Below are 15172 nucleotides of genomic sequence, written 5' to 3'. Positions count from 1 at the left end.
TTTATATGAGACCGCACAGGCACCCCGCCTCGCGGGGCCGGCGCCTGGCCGGGGCGGGGCGCGTGTGGGTGATCACCCGGGGCGCAACGGGCGCCACGGCGTTCGCCGGGGACGCGGAGCCGGTCTCGGTTCCCGCGGTCCCCGTCGAGGTGGTCAACACCATCGGCGCCGGTGACGCGTTCATGGCCGGGGTCGTCAACTGGCTGACCACGCACGGGGTGGCGGGCTCCGGCGCCGTCGCGGGTCTCTCCCGCGAGCAGGTGACCCGGATGCTGGAGTTCGCGGCCCGGGTGGCCGCCTCGGTCTGCGCCCAGGCCGGTACCGAACCGACCAGACCGCCGGACAACTGACCGCTCCCGTACGGCGGTCGCCGTACCCGGACCACACCGTGGGCCGCCGCTCCGCATCCGTGCGGGGCGGCGGCCCACGGCGCGTACGGGCCCGCCCCCTATCCGGCCGGAGGGATACCCGCGGTGAATTTCGCACTATCGGGGACACCACGGGTGCCGGGATGGCACGCTGTGTGCCGATACGCGGCCGTCCGGTGACCGGGGCGCGGCCGGTGAGCCCTTGTCACGGTCGGCGCGGAGCACTTACGTTGGCCGCTGCGACGTGTCCTACAGCCAGTGGGGGAGCCACATCATGGCCGCAACCGGTCGGCATCGCCGATACCAGCCGAGCCGTATCAACCGTGCGTCGCTCACCGTCACGGCGGGCGGGGCGGGCATGGCACTGCCGCTCCTCGCCGCGGCGACCGCGCACGCGGCGCCGGTGGACGTGTGGGAGAAGGTCGCGGCCTGCGAGTCGAACCACAACTGGCAGATCAACACCGGCAACAGCTACTACGGCGGGCTCCAGTTCACCCAGTCCACCTGGGAGGCGTACGGCGGCACCCGCTACGCGCCGCGCGCCGATCTCGCCACCAAGGACCAGCAGATCGCCGTCGCCGAGAAGGTGCTCAAGGGCCAGGGCCCCGGCGCCTGGCCCGCCTGCTCGGTCCGCGCCGGACTGACCCGGGGCGGCGACGCGCCCGAGATCACCCCGGCGAAGGCCCGCGACACCGGGACCGCGGTCCAGACCGAGGCGCGGACGCAGAGCGCCCCCGCGAAGGCCGAACCGAAGCGGACCGAGACCAGGAAGGCCGCCTCGCCCACCTCCGTACCGACCCAGCGCGAGGGGTACACCGTCGCCCGCGGGGACTCCCTCTCGGGCATCGCCGCCGAGCAGTCCGTCAAGGGCGGCTGGCAGCGGCTGTACGAGGAGAACCGCCGGGTCATCGGCGCGGACCCCGACCTGATCTTCCCCGGGCAGAAGCTGGTGCTCCAGGCGCCCGCCAAGGGAGCCGGGGGAACGGCGGCGCCCGCCCCGGCCGAGAAGCGCGCCGAGACGCCGAAGCAGACCACGAAGCAGCGGGAGAAGGCCGAACCGAAGCAGCAGGAGAAGCCGAAGCAGCAGGAGAAGAAGGCCGAGGAGAAGAAGACCGAGGAGAAGCGGCAGGTCAAGGCGGAAGCCCCGGCCGCGAAGCCGAAGACGGGCTCCATGACCGCCCCGGTCTCCGCCTCCACCGGCACCCAGTACCGCCAGTCCGGCTCCTGGGCCAGCGGCTACCACACCGGTGTCGACTTCCCCGTCCCCACCGGGACCTCGGTCAAGGCCGTCGCCGCAGGCCGCGTGGTCTCCGCGGGCTGGGCCGGAGCGTACGGCTACCAGGTCGTCATCCGGCACACGGACGGCAAGTACAGCCAGTACGCGCATCTCTCCGCCCTCACCGTGCGCGAGGGTCAGAGCGTCGGCGGCGGCCAGCGGATCGCCCGCTCAGGATCCACCGGCAACAGCACGGGACCGCATCTCCACTTCGAGATGCGTACGGGGCCCGGCTACGGCTCCGACATCGACCCGCTCGCCTATCTGCGCGCGGGCGGCGTCCGCCTCTGAGCCCCGCTCCCGGGGCCGTGGCGCCCGCGGCGGCCGGGCGGCCGGGGCCGATGACCCCACGCTGCCCTGCCGCGCCGCACGGGACGCGGCCAGCCGCTCCGTGGTGAGCAGGATCAGCCCGCCCGCGGCGACGACACCCGAGGCGAGCGCCAGCGCCGTACCCAGCGTCCCGTAACGGAATTCCTCACCGAACAGCGTCAGCCCCACGGCCGCCGCCACCACCGGGTTCACCACCGTGACCGTGGCCAGCGGTCCCGCCAGCCCCGCACCCCGGTACGACGCCTGCGAGAGCAGCAGCCCGCCCGCCGCGAGCACCGCGATCACCACCAGGCTCGGCACCCGCACCGTCGGCCGGTCCGAGGTCCAGTCCACCGCGACGGTCTTGGTGAAGACCGAGGCGATACCGAACGCCACCCCCGCCGAGGCCGCCAGCAGCATGCTCCGTACGGCCGGCCGCCCCACGAGCTGCGCGACCAGGAAGAGCAGCCCCACCGCGCCGAACGTGCCGGCGGCCAGGTACAGCCGCTCCCCGCCGTCCAGCGAGTGCCGGTCCGTGCCCTCGGTCAGGGCGAGCAGCCCCGCCAGGCCCACGGACGCCATGAGCGCGCCCCGCCACGCGGTGCGTCCGGCCCTGCGGCCCACGAAGAGCGCCGCCATGGGCAGCGCGAAGACGATGGTGAGCGCGCCGAGCGGCTGGACGACGCTGAGCGGCCCGTACGCCAGCGCGACGACATGCAGCGCCGCCCCGAGCCCGTTGAGGGCCACGGCGGCCCACCACAGCCCGTGGTGCAGCGGTGCGTACGGGCGGGCCGGGGTGTCCGTGGCCACGTGCTCCTGGAGGATCGCCCCGGACGCGTAGGCGACCGCGGAGACCAGCGAGAGGAGAACGGACAGGGCGAGTGCACTCATGCCTTCCACGATCTCTCGCCCCGAGGGATCCCGCGTCGTCCTGGAGACGTCAATGCGGCGTAATGCGGGAGGATGACGTGGCGGTACGGATGTCCACCCGTGGGCGGTGCCCCAGGTCAGCGCCGTCCCCATGGGCCGCGGACCGGGTGGCCCACGGGCGGGCGAACCGGACACGCCGCCACCCCGTGCCACCGGCGGTGGCGGAGCGTGAGCGCCGCCGCGGGACCGGCCCTCCGGTGTGCCGCCCCGTACCGGGAGCCGTGGTGATCAGGGGCGGTGCAGGCCGGTGAGGAGCAGGTCGAGGTAGCGCAGGCCGAGCGCGGCTCGTTCGGTCGGGTCGAGGGCGCTCCGGATGTTCGCGGCGTGGGCGATGCCGCACATCAGAGGGGTCATGTCCGACTCGGTGACGCCGGAATCGATGACTCCCGCCGCGTGCGCGCGGGCCAGCAGCTCGGCGAAGGCCGTGGCGAGCCTTCGTTTGAGGTCGCCGGTGTGCTCCAGGGCGTCGGTGGCCGCGGCGAACACCGGAGGGACCGCCGGGTCGGTCAGCATCACTTCGATCGCCGCGGCGAGGAAATCACGCAACGCCGTCCAGGGGTCGTCCTCGGCCACCGCGTGCTCGGCTCGTCGCAGCAGCTTCTCGACGGCGGGCAGCGCGATGGTCTCCAGCAGCGCCTCCGGCGTCGGAAAGTGCCGGTAGACGGTGGCCACGCCGATGGATGCGGTCCGCGCCACGTCGTTGAGCTGCAGGAGTCTGCCGTCGTCGACGTATCGCCGGGCGGTCTCGATGATGCGTTGCCTGTTCTGGGCGGCGTCCTTGCGCAACGGTGGCGTGCTCATACCCCCACTATAACTGGATGGGGTATCCGGTTGTGCTACGTTGAAGCGGATGACTCATCCACTTATGGTTCGGGTCCCGCAACGAGGAGAGACCGATGCCCTTCACCGTGGACGCCGTCCCGCACCTCCCCGCCGGATTCGGCGACACCTTCACCAGCCGCACCGTCGACGTCAACGGCGTCGAACTGCACGCCGTGGTCGGCGGGACCGGCCCGGCCCTGCTGCTGCTGCCGGCGTGGCCGCAGTTCTGGTACGGCTGGCGGCTGGTGATGCCCGCTCTCGCCGAGCACTTCACGGTCGTGGCCGCCGACATGCGCGGCATGGGCGCCAGCGGCAAGCCCGCCGACGGGTACGACGCGGTCACCCTGGCCGACGAGATGGCCGGCCTGATGACCTCCCTGGGCCACGACGACTTCCATGTCGCGGGCTACGACATGGGGATGATGGTCGGCTACGTGCTCGCCGCCCGCCATCGCGACCGGGTGACCAAGCTCGTGCTGGCCGAAGCCGTCCTCGCCGGCTTCACCCCGATGCCTCCGCTGCTCATGCCCCCCGAAGTCAACGAGCTGGCCTGGCATTTCGTCTTCAACCGTCTGGCCGAGATCAACGAGCGCATGGTGTCCGGCCGCGAGGAGATCTACTTCGGCTACCAGTTCGCCACCAAAGCCGCATCGCCCGAGGCCATTCCCCAAACCGCGGTCGACGTCTACGTCGACGCCCTGCGCGACCCCGCCGCCCTGCACGCGAGCTTCGAGTTCTACCGCGCGGGAGAGTCAGGGGACCAGGTGGTCGCGCTGGCCGCCGAGGGGCCGCTGGACCTACCGGTTCTGGCCATCGGGGGCGAGCACGGCATGCGTGACGGCGTCGAGCGGGCGGTGCGGCAGGTCGCCTCGAACACCAGCGGCGCCGTCGCTCCGGGCGCTGCGCATTTCCTGCCCGAGGAAGCGCCCGAATGGATGGCGCGCACCTTGACCGACTTCTTCGCCTGAACCGGGGGAACACCATGTCCAGCCTTCTCGAAGCCACCCGCGGCAGTGTCACCGTCGCCGGGACCACCCGCACCTTCACCCGTGTCGGCACCGCGGCGCCGGGCGATGCCAAGCCACTGATTCTGGTATTCCACGGATCCGGCCAGACCGGCGACAAACACCGCGCCTTCACCGGCCGGGTCTTCGACGCGCTCGCCGCCCGCGGTGCACTGGTCGCCTACCTCGACGGTTTCCGCGGCAACTGGAACGACGCCCGCCGCGAAAGCCGCTTTCCGGCCCGCCAGGCCGGCATCGACGACGTCGGCTTCACCCGCGCGGTCATCGCCACGTTCGCCTCGGACCGGCGCATCGACCCCAACCGTGTCCATGCCGTCGGCTACTCCAACGGCGGCCAGATGGTCATCCGCCTCGCCCATGAAACGCCCGACCTGCTGGCGGGTGCGACGGTGATCGCCGCCACCATGCCCGCACCGGAGAACTTCCTCGCCGGTCAGGCACCCCGGGCGTCCCTGCCGGTCCTGTTGATCCACGGAACCAAGGACCCCATCGTCTCCTACCAGGGCGGCACCATGAACTGGGCCCTGCGCACCCTCTTCAGGGCGGGCGGCCCGACCTGGTCGGCCCCCCGCACGGCTCGCTACTTCGCCGAGCGCAACGGGATCACCGGCGAACCCACGACCATCCGCCTGCCGAAGAAGACCACGGCCGACTCCACCGAGGTCGAACGCACGACGTACGAGGCGGAAGGTGTCCCCCCGGTGGTCCTCTACACCGTCCACCGCGGCGGCCACACCGTCCCCGCCCCCTCCTCCTCCGCCCCGGCACTCATCGGCAGGACCAGCCGCCAGATCGACACGGCAGATCTCATCACCCGGTTCTTCGACCTCTGACGTCGCCGCGTCGCGGCTGGTGAGGAACGGACGCCGGTGCGCGGCGCGCGGCCGTCTCCCGCCGCGGCGGACGATCCGGGCGGCACTCATGAACCGCCCGCTCAGAGCATCCGGCGCCGCCGCCCCAGCCAGGTCTGGGCGATCACCACGACCGCCAGGAAGGCGCCGCTGACCACCTGTTGGTAGGCGGAGTCCAGCGAGCCGATCTGGTTGATGACGTTCTGGATGACCTTCAGCAGCAGCACCCCGACGAGCGACCCGCTGAGGAAGCCGAAACCGCCCGTGAGCAGGGTGCCGCCGATGACGACGGCGGAGATCGCCTCCAGCTCCATCCCCGTGCCGAGAATGGTCACCCCGGAGACCAGCCAGGCCGCGTTGAGCGCCCCCGCGAGCCCGGCGCAGAGCCCGGAGAGGGTGTAGACGGCGATCTTCGTACGGGCGACCGGGGCGCCCATCAGCGCCGCTGCGTCCTCGTTGCCGCCGACCGCGTACACGTACTGGCCGAAACGGCTGCGGCGCAGCACGACCGCGCCCAGCACGAAGAGCGCCGCCGTGATCCACACCGGCAGGCCGATCCCGAGCAGGGTGTCCTGGCCGAGCCGGGCGAAGAAGGACGTCCCGTCCACCAGGTAGGTGTTGGCGCCCTCGTCGGTGACCGACAGCAGCACCCCGCGCGCCAGCAGCATCGCGGCGAGCGTGACGATGAACGGGGCCAGCCGCGCCCTCGCGATCAGCAGACCGTTGACCAGACCGATCAGCCCGCACACCGCGAGCGGCAGCAGCAGCGCGACGGCCGTCCCGTACCGCGAGCCCCAGGCCGCGAGCACCCCGCCGAGCGCGAAGAGCGAACCCACCGAGAGATCGATCCCGCCGGTGATGATCACGAAGGTCATCCCGAGGGCGACGACGGCGAGGAAGGCCGAGGAGACCGCCATGTTCGCCAGGTTGTCGCCGGTCGCGAAGGTGTCGAAGCCGATCGAGGCGGCGACCGCCACCACCGCGAGGGTGACGAGCGCCCCGTGCCGCTGGGCGAGCGCGCTGATCCGTTCGGCCCGGCTCGCGCCGAACGGATCCCCCTCGTCGTTCAGGGAGTTGGCCTCCCGTGCCTCCACCGTGGTCACCGCTTCCCCCGTTCCCGTGCCGCGTACACCGCGAGCACGATCACCACGGCCTGGGCGATCTGGGTCCAGGACGGCGGCAGGTCGTGTTTGATGAGCGTGGCGGTCAGAAGCTGGATGAGCACGGCGCCCGCCACGGTCCCGCCGATCCTGATCCGGCCGCCGCTCAGCGGCGTACCGCCCACCACCACCGCGGTGATGGCCGACAGCTCCATCAGGGTGCCCAGCGAGGTCGGGTCGCTCGCCTGGAGCCTGGAGGTGGCCAGCACCCCGGCGACGGCGGCCAGGACACCCGAGCCGACGTACACGAGGATCAGCACCCGGCGCACCGGCAGCCCCGCCAGCCGGGCCGCCGGCCGGCTGTCACCGATCGCGAGGAGCTGCCGGCCGAAGGTCGTGCGCCGTACGGTGAACCCCACCGCGAGCGCCAGTCCGGCCGCGATCAGCACCAGATACGGGATCCCCAGCAGATCGCCCGAGCCCAGCGCGGCCAGCCCCGGGTCCCTGACGTCCTTGAGCTGGGGGAGCAGGACCAGGGCGAGCCCGCGCCCGGCGACCATCAGCGCGAGCGTCGCCACGATGGGCTGCACCCCGACGAACGCGACCAGCGAACCGTTGGCGAGCCCGACGGCGGCCCCGCCCACCACCGCCACCAGCAGCGCGATCCACGGCCCGTACCCCAGATAGAGCGAGAGCAGCGAGGTGGAGAGCGCCATCACCGCGCCCACCGAGAGGTCCACGCCCTCGCTCCCGATGGCCAGCGCCATCCCGAGCGCCACGATGATGACGGGGGCGACCTGCACGGCCTGGGTGCGGAAGTTCTCCGCGGACAGGAAGTGCGGGGTGAGCAGCACATTGGCGAGCAGCAGGGCGGCCACGCCCGCGTAGACGCCGTACTCCTGGAGGAGTGTGAGCAGCCGCGCCCGGTCCACGGGGACGCGCCGCGGCGCCGCGAGATCAGTCATGACGGGCCTCGTCCTCCTGGGGTACGCCCCCTGCCGCGATGGCGTGCAGCAGCCGGTCCTCGGTCACCTCGGCACCGGTCAGCTCCGCCACCACCGCACCGTCCTTGAGCACCACGACCCGGTCGGAGCCCTCGATCAGCTCCTCCATGTCGGAGGAGATCAGCACCACCCCGAGCCCCTCGCCCGCGAGTTCGTCGATCAGCCCCTGCACCTCCGCCTTCGCGCCGACGTCGATACCGCGCGTGGGCTCGTCCAGCAGCAGCACCTTGGGGCGCATCGCCAGCCACCGGGCGAGCAGCACCTTCTGCTGGTTGCCCCCGGACAGCTCACCGACCTTCTGGTGCGGACCCGACGCCTTGATCCGCAGCCGCTTCATGAAGGTGTCCACCAGCCGGTCGATCCGCGCGTCGTCGACCAGCCCGAAACGGGCCAGCTCCGGTAGCGCGGCCAGCGCGATGTTCTCCCGTACGGAAAGCCCGGGGACGATGCCCTCGGCCTTGCGGTCCTCGGGCAGCAGACTGATACCGGCCCGGATCGCGGCGGGCGTGGACCCGGTCCGTACGGGCGCGCCCGCCACCACCACCCGGCCCCCGTCGGGCGGCAGCGCGCCCGCGATGGCCTTCGCGGTCTCGCTGCGGCCCGAGCCGAGCAGTCCGCCGAGCCCGACCACCTCGCCGGGCCGCACCCGTACCGACACCCCGTGCAGCATCTGACGCACCGTCAGATCATGTGCTTCCAGGACAGGTTCACCGGCCGTCTCGTGTCCGCCGGAGAACTTCGTGAGCCCTTCGCCGCGCACCTCGCCCATCTCGCGTCCCAGCATCAGCGAGACCAGCCGCAGCCGGTCCAGTCCGGCGATCGGGCCGGTGTGTACCCGGCGGCCGTCGCGCAGCACGGTGACGGTGTCGCAGATCTCGTACAGCTCGTCCAGCCGGTGGCTGACGTAGATCACCGCGATCCCGCGCTCCCTGAGCATCCGGATCACCCCGAACAGGGTGCGGACCTCGCGGGGTTCGAGCGACGAGGTCGGCTCGTCCATGACGACGACCCGCGCGTCGACCGAGACCGCCCGTGCCAGTGCCACCATCTGCTGGGCGCCGACCCCGAGCGAGCGCAGCGGCCGGCGGACGTCCACCCGCAGCCCGAGTCCGCGCAGCGCCTCGTCCGCGTCGCGGTGCATCCGCCCGAAGTCGATCAGCCCGAGCCGGCCGCGGGGCTCGCGGCCCAGGAAGAGATTGCGGGCGACGCTCATCAGGGGGACGAGGTTGACCTCCTGGTAGATGGTGGAGATCCCGGCGTGCTGCGCCTCCAGCGGGGTGGCGAACCGCACCGGCTCGCCCCGCAGCGCGATCTCGCCGCCGTCGGGCCGGTACACACCGGTGAGCACCTTGATGAGGGTGGACTTGCCCGCGCCGTTCTCGCCGATCAGCGCGTGGACCTCACCCGGGCCGACGGCGAGGTCCACCCCGTCGAGCGCCCGCGCGCCGGGGAAGGACTTGGTCAGCCCGGTGACCGACAGCAGCTCCGTGCGTACGCCGCCGGCCCGTGTGTCCGACGGCACGTCAGTAAGCCTTGCCCAGATCGGTCTTGGCGTTCTCGGGGGTGTACGCGGTGTCCTGGATGACGATGTCCTGGGAGACCTTCTCGCCCCGGGTGAAGGTGTCCAGGGTCTGGAAGGCCAGCGGACCGAAGCGCGGGTTGGACTCGATGACACCGGAGATCCAGCCGTCGACAATGCCCTGCACCGCGTTGCGGGTGCCGTCGACGGTCACGATCTTGACATCGCCCGGCTTCTTGCCCGCGCTCTTGAGGGCGTTGACGGCGCCGAGGCCCATCTCGTCGTTCTCGGCGTAGATCCCGGTGATGTCCGGGTTGGACTGGATGAGCTGCTCGGTGACCTGCTGGCCCTTCTCCCGGGAGAACTCGCCGGTCTGCTCGAACACCACCTGGAGCCCGGGGGCCTCGGCCGCGACCTGGTCCTTGAACCCCTTGGTGCGTTCGGTGGTGACGTTGTTCCCGGCGGTACCGAGCAGAATGGCGACCTTGCCCTTGCCGCCCGTCGCCTCGATCATCCGGTCGGCCGCGCGCTTGCCCTGCTCGACGAAGTCCGAGCCGATGAAGCTCACATAGTCCTTGCAGGGCGTCGCGTTGATCTTCCGGTCGATGGTGATGATCGGGATCTTCTTCGCCGCGGCGGAGCGCAGCACCGGGCCCCAGCCGTCCGAGTTGAGCGGCGCGATGACCAGCAGGTCCGCGCCCTTGGTGATCAGGTCCTGGACATCGCTGATCTGCTTGGAGAACTGCGACTGGGCGTTGGCCGTGAGGAGTTCGACGCCCCGGTCGGCGGCCTCCGCCTTGAGGGAGGCCGTCTCCGCGATCCGGAAGGGGTTGGCCTCCTTCTCGGACTGGGAGAAGCCGACGGTCGCGCCGGCCAGGTCCAGCTTCTTCCCGCCGAACTGGTCGAGTCCACAGGTAGCGCCGGTTCCGGCGCTGGGGGAGGCCACCACCTGGTCGCCACCCCCGGCCGCCGCCTTGCTGTCACCGGAGGCGTCGTCCTCCGACTTGGCGCAGCCGGTCAGGGCGAGTGCGGCGACGAGGCTCGCGGCGAGAACGGTCGTGGTGGTGGAACGGACAGCGGAAGACTTCATGGCGGAACCCCATCTCGGCACGGCCCCGGCGCGAGGAACACCGCCCGGGAGATCTGCTCGTACGGTCTGCTGGTCTGCACGGTCTGCTGCGCTTGTTCGGAAGGTTTTTTACATCGTTGTACGGATCCTGTAAACCCTTCGCGCGAGAACGGCGCCACACGGTCCCCGGACCGCTCCGTACGGGCGCCTCACGCGCCGCCGATCGTGGACTCCCGCTCCACCAGCCGGAATTCCGCCCGGAGTTCACGCCCCTGCGGCTCGTCCGTGCCCTGGTCGCCGGCGAGTTCCCGGCCGCCGTCCAGCCGCTCCACGAGGGACTGCACGGCGAGCCGCGCGATGGTGTGTTTCGCGGGGGAGACCGTGGTCAGGGTGACCGTCCCGTACCGGCCCTCCGCGACGTCGTCGAAACCCACCACCGCCACATCGCCGGGGACCCGCAGCCCGCGCTCGGAGAGCACCCGCATCGCACCGATGGCGATCAGGTCGTTGTACGCGAAGACCGCGTCCGGCAGCTCGCCCGAGTCCAGCAGCCGGGCCATCGCCGCCGCTCCGTCCTCGTGCGCCCAGCCGCCGGTCGGCGCGACCAGCGAGTCCGGCGCGGGCATCCCCGCCGCCGCCAGCTCCTCGCGCCAGCCGCGCAGCCGGAGCTGCGAGGGCTCGTTGACCCGGTCGGTACGCGCCCCGAGGAACGCGATCCGGGAGCGGCCCAGCGCGAGCAGATGGCGTACGGCGGTCCTGGCCGCCGCGACGTTGTCGATCGCGATGTGGTCGTAGGGCAGGTCGTACTCCCGCTCGCCGAGCAGCACCAGCGGCGCGTCCCGGTCGCGGCCGCGCAGATCCTCCGCCTCCAGCTCGATGGGGCTCAGGATCAGCCCGTCGATGACCCGCGCCCGGAAACCCTGGCTGACCAGGATCTCCCGCTCCCGGCTGCCCCCGGTGTGATCGAGCAGCACGGTGTACTCGTGCTCGGCGGCGGCGTCGATGACCGCGCCCGCCAGCTCGGCGAAGTACGGATTGCCCAGCTCGGGCACGGCGAGTGCGAGGATGCCCGTGCGGCCCTTGCGGAGGTGGCGGGCCGTCAGGTTCGGCACGTAACCCAGCTCGTCGATGGCCCGCTGCACCCGGGACCGCATCGAGGGGGTGACATGGCGGTAGTTGTTGACCACGTTCGACACGGTCTTGATCGAGACACCCGCGCGCTCCGCGACGTCCCTCAGGCTCACGCTCACCGATATCTGCTCCCTGACTCTGGACAGTGCCGCGAAGGGCGTGCTGTCATGCCAACTGCCGTTCCTTCCAACGTTGTACAGACTGTCGCAACGAGCCGCCACCCTCTCTCCGCAAGGAGGATTTGTGCGCATCCGAAGAAAACTGGCCCTCCTGCTCGCCGCCGTCCTCGGCGTCGCCGGACTCACCGCGGCCCCCGCCGCCTCGGCCGCGGACGACCCGGCCGACGTGCACGGGCTCAAGGGTGAGTACTACACCCAATCCGCCCCCGGTGCCTTCGATTTCCACACGCTGAAGGCCACCGTGTTCGACCCGCTCATCGACTTCGCCAATCTGGAGCCGCGGCTGGCCGCCACCACCGGACAGGCCGACGACGTCTCCGTGCGCTGGACCGGGAAGATCGTCCCGGCCACCTCCGGCGCCCACACCTTCTCGATGATCGGTGACAACGGCTTCCGGCTCTGGGTCGACGGACGCCTCGCCATCGACCACTGGGTCGACGACTGGGACAAGGAGCAGACCGCCGAACCGGTCGACCTGAAGCAGGGTCAGGCCTACGACATCAAGGTGGAGTACTTCGAGCACTACGGAGGCTCGAACCTGCGCCTGCGGTGGACCGAGCCCGGCGGCGTCAAGAAGCCCGTGCCCGCCTCCGCCTTCCGGCTGCCCGACGGCTTCTCGTACAACGGAGCCCTCGCCACCACCGTCCTGCCCGACGGCCGCACCTTGCGCCTGGACTTCGGGCAGAAGCTCGCCGCCCCGCCCGCCGGTCTGGCCGGCCACCTCAGCGCGGTCATCGGCGGCGCGCAGTGGCCGCTCGGCACCGTCAAGAAGGACCCGAAGGACGCCCGGCGGCTGCTGGTCACGCTCAAGGAACCGGTCGTCGGCAGGGGTGGCAGCGCCGACCTCCGCTACGACGGGACCGGCGGCCTCGGCGGCCAGGACGGCGCCCCCGTCGACCCGTTCTGGAGCAGCGGACCCAACACCTCGGAGTACCAGCTCACCACCCCCTGGGCCAAGGAGGTCGGGCCCCGTAACGCCCTTCCCGAGTACCCCAGGCCGCAGTTGACCCGTGACGCCTGGCAGAACCTCAACGGGCAGTGGCAGTTCGCCGCCGCCACCGAGGGCGAGCGGCCCCCGGTCGGCAAGAACCTGCGCGAGAAGATCCTCGTCCCCTACCCCGTGGAGTCGGAGCTGTCCGGCATCGAACGGCACGAGGACCGCATGTGGTACCGCCGCACCTTCACCGTGCCGTCCAACTGGCAGGTGGGCAAGGGCCAGCGGCTCAACCTCAACTTCGACGCCGTCGACTGGCAGGCCGAGGTCTACGTCAACGGCGTCAAGGTCACCGAGCACAAGGGCGGTTACGACCGCTTCACCGCCGATGTCACCGACGCCCTGAAGCCCGGCCGCACCCAGGAGCTGATCGTCGGCGTCTACGACCCCACCGACTCCAAGGACGGCGAGAACCCGCCGATCGGCAAGCAGCGCCTGGACCCCAGCGGCATCTGGTACACCCCGTCCTCCGGGATCTGGCAGACGGTGTGGATGGAACCGGTCGCCGCGGACCACATCGACTCGCTCAAGCTCACCCCCGACGTCGCCGGTGAGAAGCTCGCCGTCGAGGTGCGCGGGCTGCGGGACGGCGTACGGGTCACGGCCACCGCGTACGACGGCCGGCGCAAGGTCGGCACGGTCACCGGCCGCAGCGGCGAAGCCCTCAGTGTGCCGGTCCGCGACCCCCACCTGTGGTCGCCGGACGACCCCCACCTCTACCGGCTCGAAGTGACGGCGGGCAAGGACCGCGTCGGCAGCTACTTCGGGATGCGCTCGCTCACGGTCGAGAAGATCGACGGCACCCCCAGGACCGTGCTCAACGGCACGCCCACCTTCCTGATGGCCACCCTCGACCAGGGCTTCTGGCCGGACGGACTGCACACCGCGCCGACCGACGAGGCCCTCGCGTACGACCTGAAGGCCCACAAGAAGCTCGGCTACAACTCCGTGCGCAAGCACATCAAGGTCGAGCCCGACCGGTGGTTCTACTGGGCGGACCGGCTCGGACTGCTGGTCTGGCAGGACATGCCCGCCATGAACACGATCAATCCGAACGCGGCGTCCCGTGCCCAGTACGAGCACGAGATGAAGCGGATGATCGACCAGCACAGCAGCAGCCCCTCGGTGATCATGTGGGTCACCTTCAACGAGGGCTGGGGCCAGTACGACCAGGCACGCGTCGCCGACCAGGCCAAGGCCTGGGACCCGACCCGGCTGATCAACAACATGAGCGGGGTGAACTGCTGCGGCGCGGTCGACGGCCGCAACGGGGACATCGCCGACGCCCACGGCTACCCGAGCGCGCAGCTTCCGGCGCCCGACGGCAAGCGCGCGCTGGTCAGCGGGGAGTACGGCGGCCTCGGCCTCGCCGTACCCGGCCACGCCTGGCCCGTGCAGCACACCTACGTGGGCGTGGACCAGGCCGCGTACACCGACGCCTATCTGGAGGAACTCGACAAGGTGCGCGCGCTCGCCTGCCAGGGGAGCAACGGCGCCGTCTACACCCAGATCGCCGATGTGGAGGGCGAGCTGAACGGACTGCTCACCTACGACCGGAAGGTGCTGAAGCCCGACGCCCAGCGGCTCAAGGCGGCCCATGAGGCGCTGATCCGCGACGCCGAGAACCCGGCGGCCATGGAGTGCGCCACCTCCTGACCACCGCCCCGGCGGCCCCGCGCTCCACGCGACGGCCCCGGTCCGCCCCCGCCCGGGGACGGACCGGGGCCGCCCGCGCGACCGGGGCGGCACCGCGTCGGCGCGGGGCGCCGGAATAGCCTGCCACCTGCCCGCCTTACAACGGGAGGTTGCCCCGGGGGCGACCGACCCGACCCGGACAGATGGAGGAGCCCCGTCCATGCCCCACGCCCCTGTGCCGCACCCGCTCGACAACCCCACGCGCGCCGCCCTCACCGGGCCGCACGCGCACTTCGCCGAGCGGCACGGCGCGCTGCTGCGCTACCCGGCCGAGGTGGCTCCCTGGCTGGCGCTGCCCGACGACCCGGACGCGACCGACTGGGCCGACGTCGCCGCGTTCGCCGGGCCCGGCGGCGCCCTCGCGCTCGCCGGATTCGCCGGGGAGCCGCCGGCCGGCTGGGAGATCACCTTCCGGGCCGACGGCGTCCAGATGGTGGACGCGGGGCTCGCCGCGAAGCCGGACGAGGAGGCCGTCCCCCTCGGCCCCGCCGATGTGCCGGACATCCTCGACCTGGTCGAGCGCACCCGGCCGGGCCCCTTCCTCACCCGCACCGTCGAACTCGGCACCTACCTGGGCATCCGCCGCGGCGGCACGCTCGTCGCCATGGCGGGGGAGCGGATGCGCCCGCCCGGCTGGACCGAGATCAGCGCCGTCTGCACCGCCCCGGAGTTCCGCGGCCAGGGACTCGCGGCCCGGCTGATCCTCGCCGTCGCCGACGGCATAAAGGCTCGCGGTGACACGCCCTTCCTGCACGCCGCCGCCGACAACACCAACGCCGTACGGCTCTACGAATCGCTCGGTTTCCGGCTGCGCCGCCCCACGAAGTTCCTGGGTGTACGGGTCCCCGCCGGGGCTGTCGTCCCCGCCGGATAAGATGATGGGATTTTGTCGGCTCCCGC

Annotated in this window: 13 protein-coding genes; 6 read left to right on the top strand and 7 right to left on the bottom strand. The window is 71.7% G+C overall.

The features are described 5' to 3' along the window. Positions 1-350 (top strand): PfkB family carbohydrate kinase (locus ACFXPK_RS20440; protein WP_385077290.1); only part of this gene is annotated, 350 nt, incomplete at its 5' end. A 292-nt stretch (positions 351-642) separates the two neighbouring features. After that, positions 643-1935: a transglycosylase family protein gene (locus tag ACFXPK_RS20435; protein ID WP_385077288.1), complete on the top strand. Its 1293-nt coding sequence runs from the start codon at positions 643-645 to the stop codon at positions 1933-1935. Here the strand turns inward: ACFXPK_RS20435 and ACFXPK_RS20430 are convergent. Both ACFXPK_RS20430 and ACFXPK_RS20425 read right to left on the bottom strand, forming a co-directional pair. Continuing rightward, the gene (locus ACFXPK_RS20430; protein WP_385077285.1) at positions 1816-2844 is read right to left on the bottom strand and encodes a DMT family transporter; all 1029 of its coding nucleotides are present in this window, start codon (positions 2842-2844) and stop codon (positions 1816-1818) included. The genes ACFXPK_RS20435 and ACFXPK_RS20430 overlap by 120 nt on opposite strands. Before the next feature lie 267 nt (positions 2845-3111). Further along, positions 3112-3684 carry a TetR/AcrR family transcriptional regulator gene (locus ACFXPK_RS20425; RefSeq protein ID WP_384999503.1) on the bottom strand — a complete coding sequence of 191 codons (573 nt, stop codon included), beginning with the start codon at positions 3682-3684 and terminating at the stop codon, positions 3112-3114. A 95-nt stretch (positions 3685-3779) separates the two neighbouring features. Here ACFXPK_RS20425 and ACFXPK_RS20420 point away from each other — a divergent pair, with 95 nt between their 5' ends. Further along, positions 3780-4673, top strand: a complete 894-nt coding sequence (locus tag ACFXPK_RS20420) for an alpha/beta fold hydrolase (protein WP_384999499.1) — start codon at positions 3780-3782, stop codon at positions 4671-4673. A gap of 14 nt (positions 4674-4687) precedes the next feature. Further along, positions 4688-5563, top strand: a complete 876-nt coding sequence (locus ACFXPK_RS20415; protein WP_385077281.1) for an alpha/beta hydrolase family esterase — start codon at positions 4688-4690, stop codon at positions 5561-5563. A 101-nt stretch (positions 5564-5664) separates the two neighbouring features. Here the strand turns inward: ACFXPK_RS20415 and ACFXPK_RS20410 are convergent, their stop codons facing one another. The 5 genes from ACFXPK_RS20410 to ACFXPK_RS20390 all read right to left on the bottom strand — a co-directional run bounded on the left by ACFXPK_RS20410 (position 5665) and on the right by ACFXPK_RS20390 (position 11523). Continuing rightward, positions 5665-6675, bottom strand: coding sequence for an ABC transporter permease (locus ACFXPK_RS20410; protein ID WP_385077309.1), 1011 nt, complete (start codon positions 6673-6675; stop codon positions 5665-5667). A gap of 5 nt (positions 6676-6680) precedes the next feature. Beyond that, a complete protein-coding gene (locus ACFXPK_RS20405; RefSeq protein ID WP_385077279.1) occupies positions 6681-7646 on the bottom strand; it encodes an ABC transporter permease in 966 nt (321 codons plus the stop codon). After that, positions 7639-9168 (bottom strand): sugar ABC transporter ATP-binding protein, encoded by a 1530-nt coding sequence (locus tag ACFXPK_RS20400; protein WP_385077306.1) that lies wholly within the window; start codon positions 9166-9168, stop codon positions 7639-7641. Before ACFXPK_RS20400 ends, ACFXPK_RS20405 begins: the two co-directional genes overlap by 8 nt. Positions 9169-9208: 40 nt before the next feature. Continuing rightward, positions 9209-10294: an ABC transporter substrate-binding protein gene (locus ACFXPK_RS20395; RefSeq protein WP_384999493.1), complete on the bottom strand. Its 1086-nt coding sequence runs from the start codon at positions 10292-10294 to the stop codon at positions 9209-9211. A gap of 188 nt (positions 10295-10482) precedes the next feature. Continuing rightward, positions 10483-11523: a LacI family DNA-binding transcriptional regulator gene (locus tag ACFXPK_RS20390; protein ID WP_384999490.1), complete on the bottom strand. Its 1041-nt coding sequence runs from the start codon at positions 11521-11523 to the stop codon at positions 10483-10485. 124 nt (positions 11524-11647) lie between these two features. Between ACFXPK_RS20390 and ACFXPK_RS20385 the strand changes: the two genes are divergently transcribed. After that, on the top strand, positions 11648-14233 hold the full coding sequence (locus tag ACFXPK_RS20385; protein ID WP_385077276.1) for a PA14 domain-containing protein: 2586 nt from the start codon (positions 11648-11650) through the stop codon (positions 14231-14233). A gap of 199 nt (positions 14234-14432) precedes the next feature. Then, on the top strand, positions 14433-15146 hold the full coding sequence (locus ACFXPK_RS20380; RefSeq protein ID WP_385077273.1) for a GNAT family N-acetyltransferase: 714 nt from the start codon (positions 14433-14435) through the stop codon (positions 15144-15146). The last annotated feature ends 26 nt before the right edge of the window (positions 15147-15172 follow it).

It is taken from the genome of Streptomyces sp. NPDC059142, from assembly GCF_042755665.1.
Lineage (GTDB): Bacteria > Actinomycetota > Actinomycetes > Streptomycetales > Streptomycetaceae > Streptomyces.
Note: the sequence above shows the minus strand (reverse complement) of the source record. Positions and strands in the feature narration are given on the sequence as shown.

Coding starts and splice junctions, on each gene's coding strand:
- ACFXPK_RS20425 (WP_384999503.1), bottom strand. CDS start 3,684: ATGAGCACGCCACCGTTGCGCAAGGACGCCGCCCAGAACAGGCAACGC.
- ACFXPK_RS20380 (WP_385077273.1), top strand. CDS start 14,433: ATGCCCCACGCCCCTGTGCCGCACCCGCTCGACAACCCCACGCGCGCC.
- ACFXPK_RS20405 (WP_385077279.1), bottom strand. CDS start 7,646: ATGACTGATCTCGCGGCGCCGCGGCGCGTCCCCGTGGACCGGGCGCGG.
- ACFXPK_RS20420 (WP_384999499.1), top strand. CDS start 3,780: ATGCCCTTCACCGTGGACGCCGTCCCGCACCTCCCCGCCGGATTCGGC.
- ACFXPK_RS20395 (WP_384999493.1), bottom strand. CDS start 10,294: ATGAAGTCTTCCGCTGTCCGTTCCACCACCACGACCGTTCTCGCCGCG.
- ACFXPK_RS20430 (WP_385077285.1), bottom strand. CDS start 2,844: ATGAGTGCACTCGCCCTGTCCGTTCTCCTCTCGCTGGTCTCCGCGGTC.
- ACFXPK_RS20415 (WP_385077281.1), top strand. CDS start 4,688: ATGTCCAGCCTTCTCGAAGCCACCCGCGGCAGTGTCACCGTCGCCGGG.
- ACFXPK_RS20435 (WP_385077288.1), top strand. CDS start 643: ATGGCCGCAACCGGTCGGCATCGCCGATACCAGCCGAGCCGTATCAAC.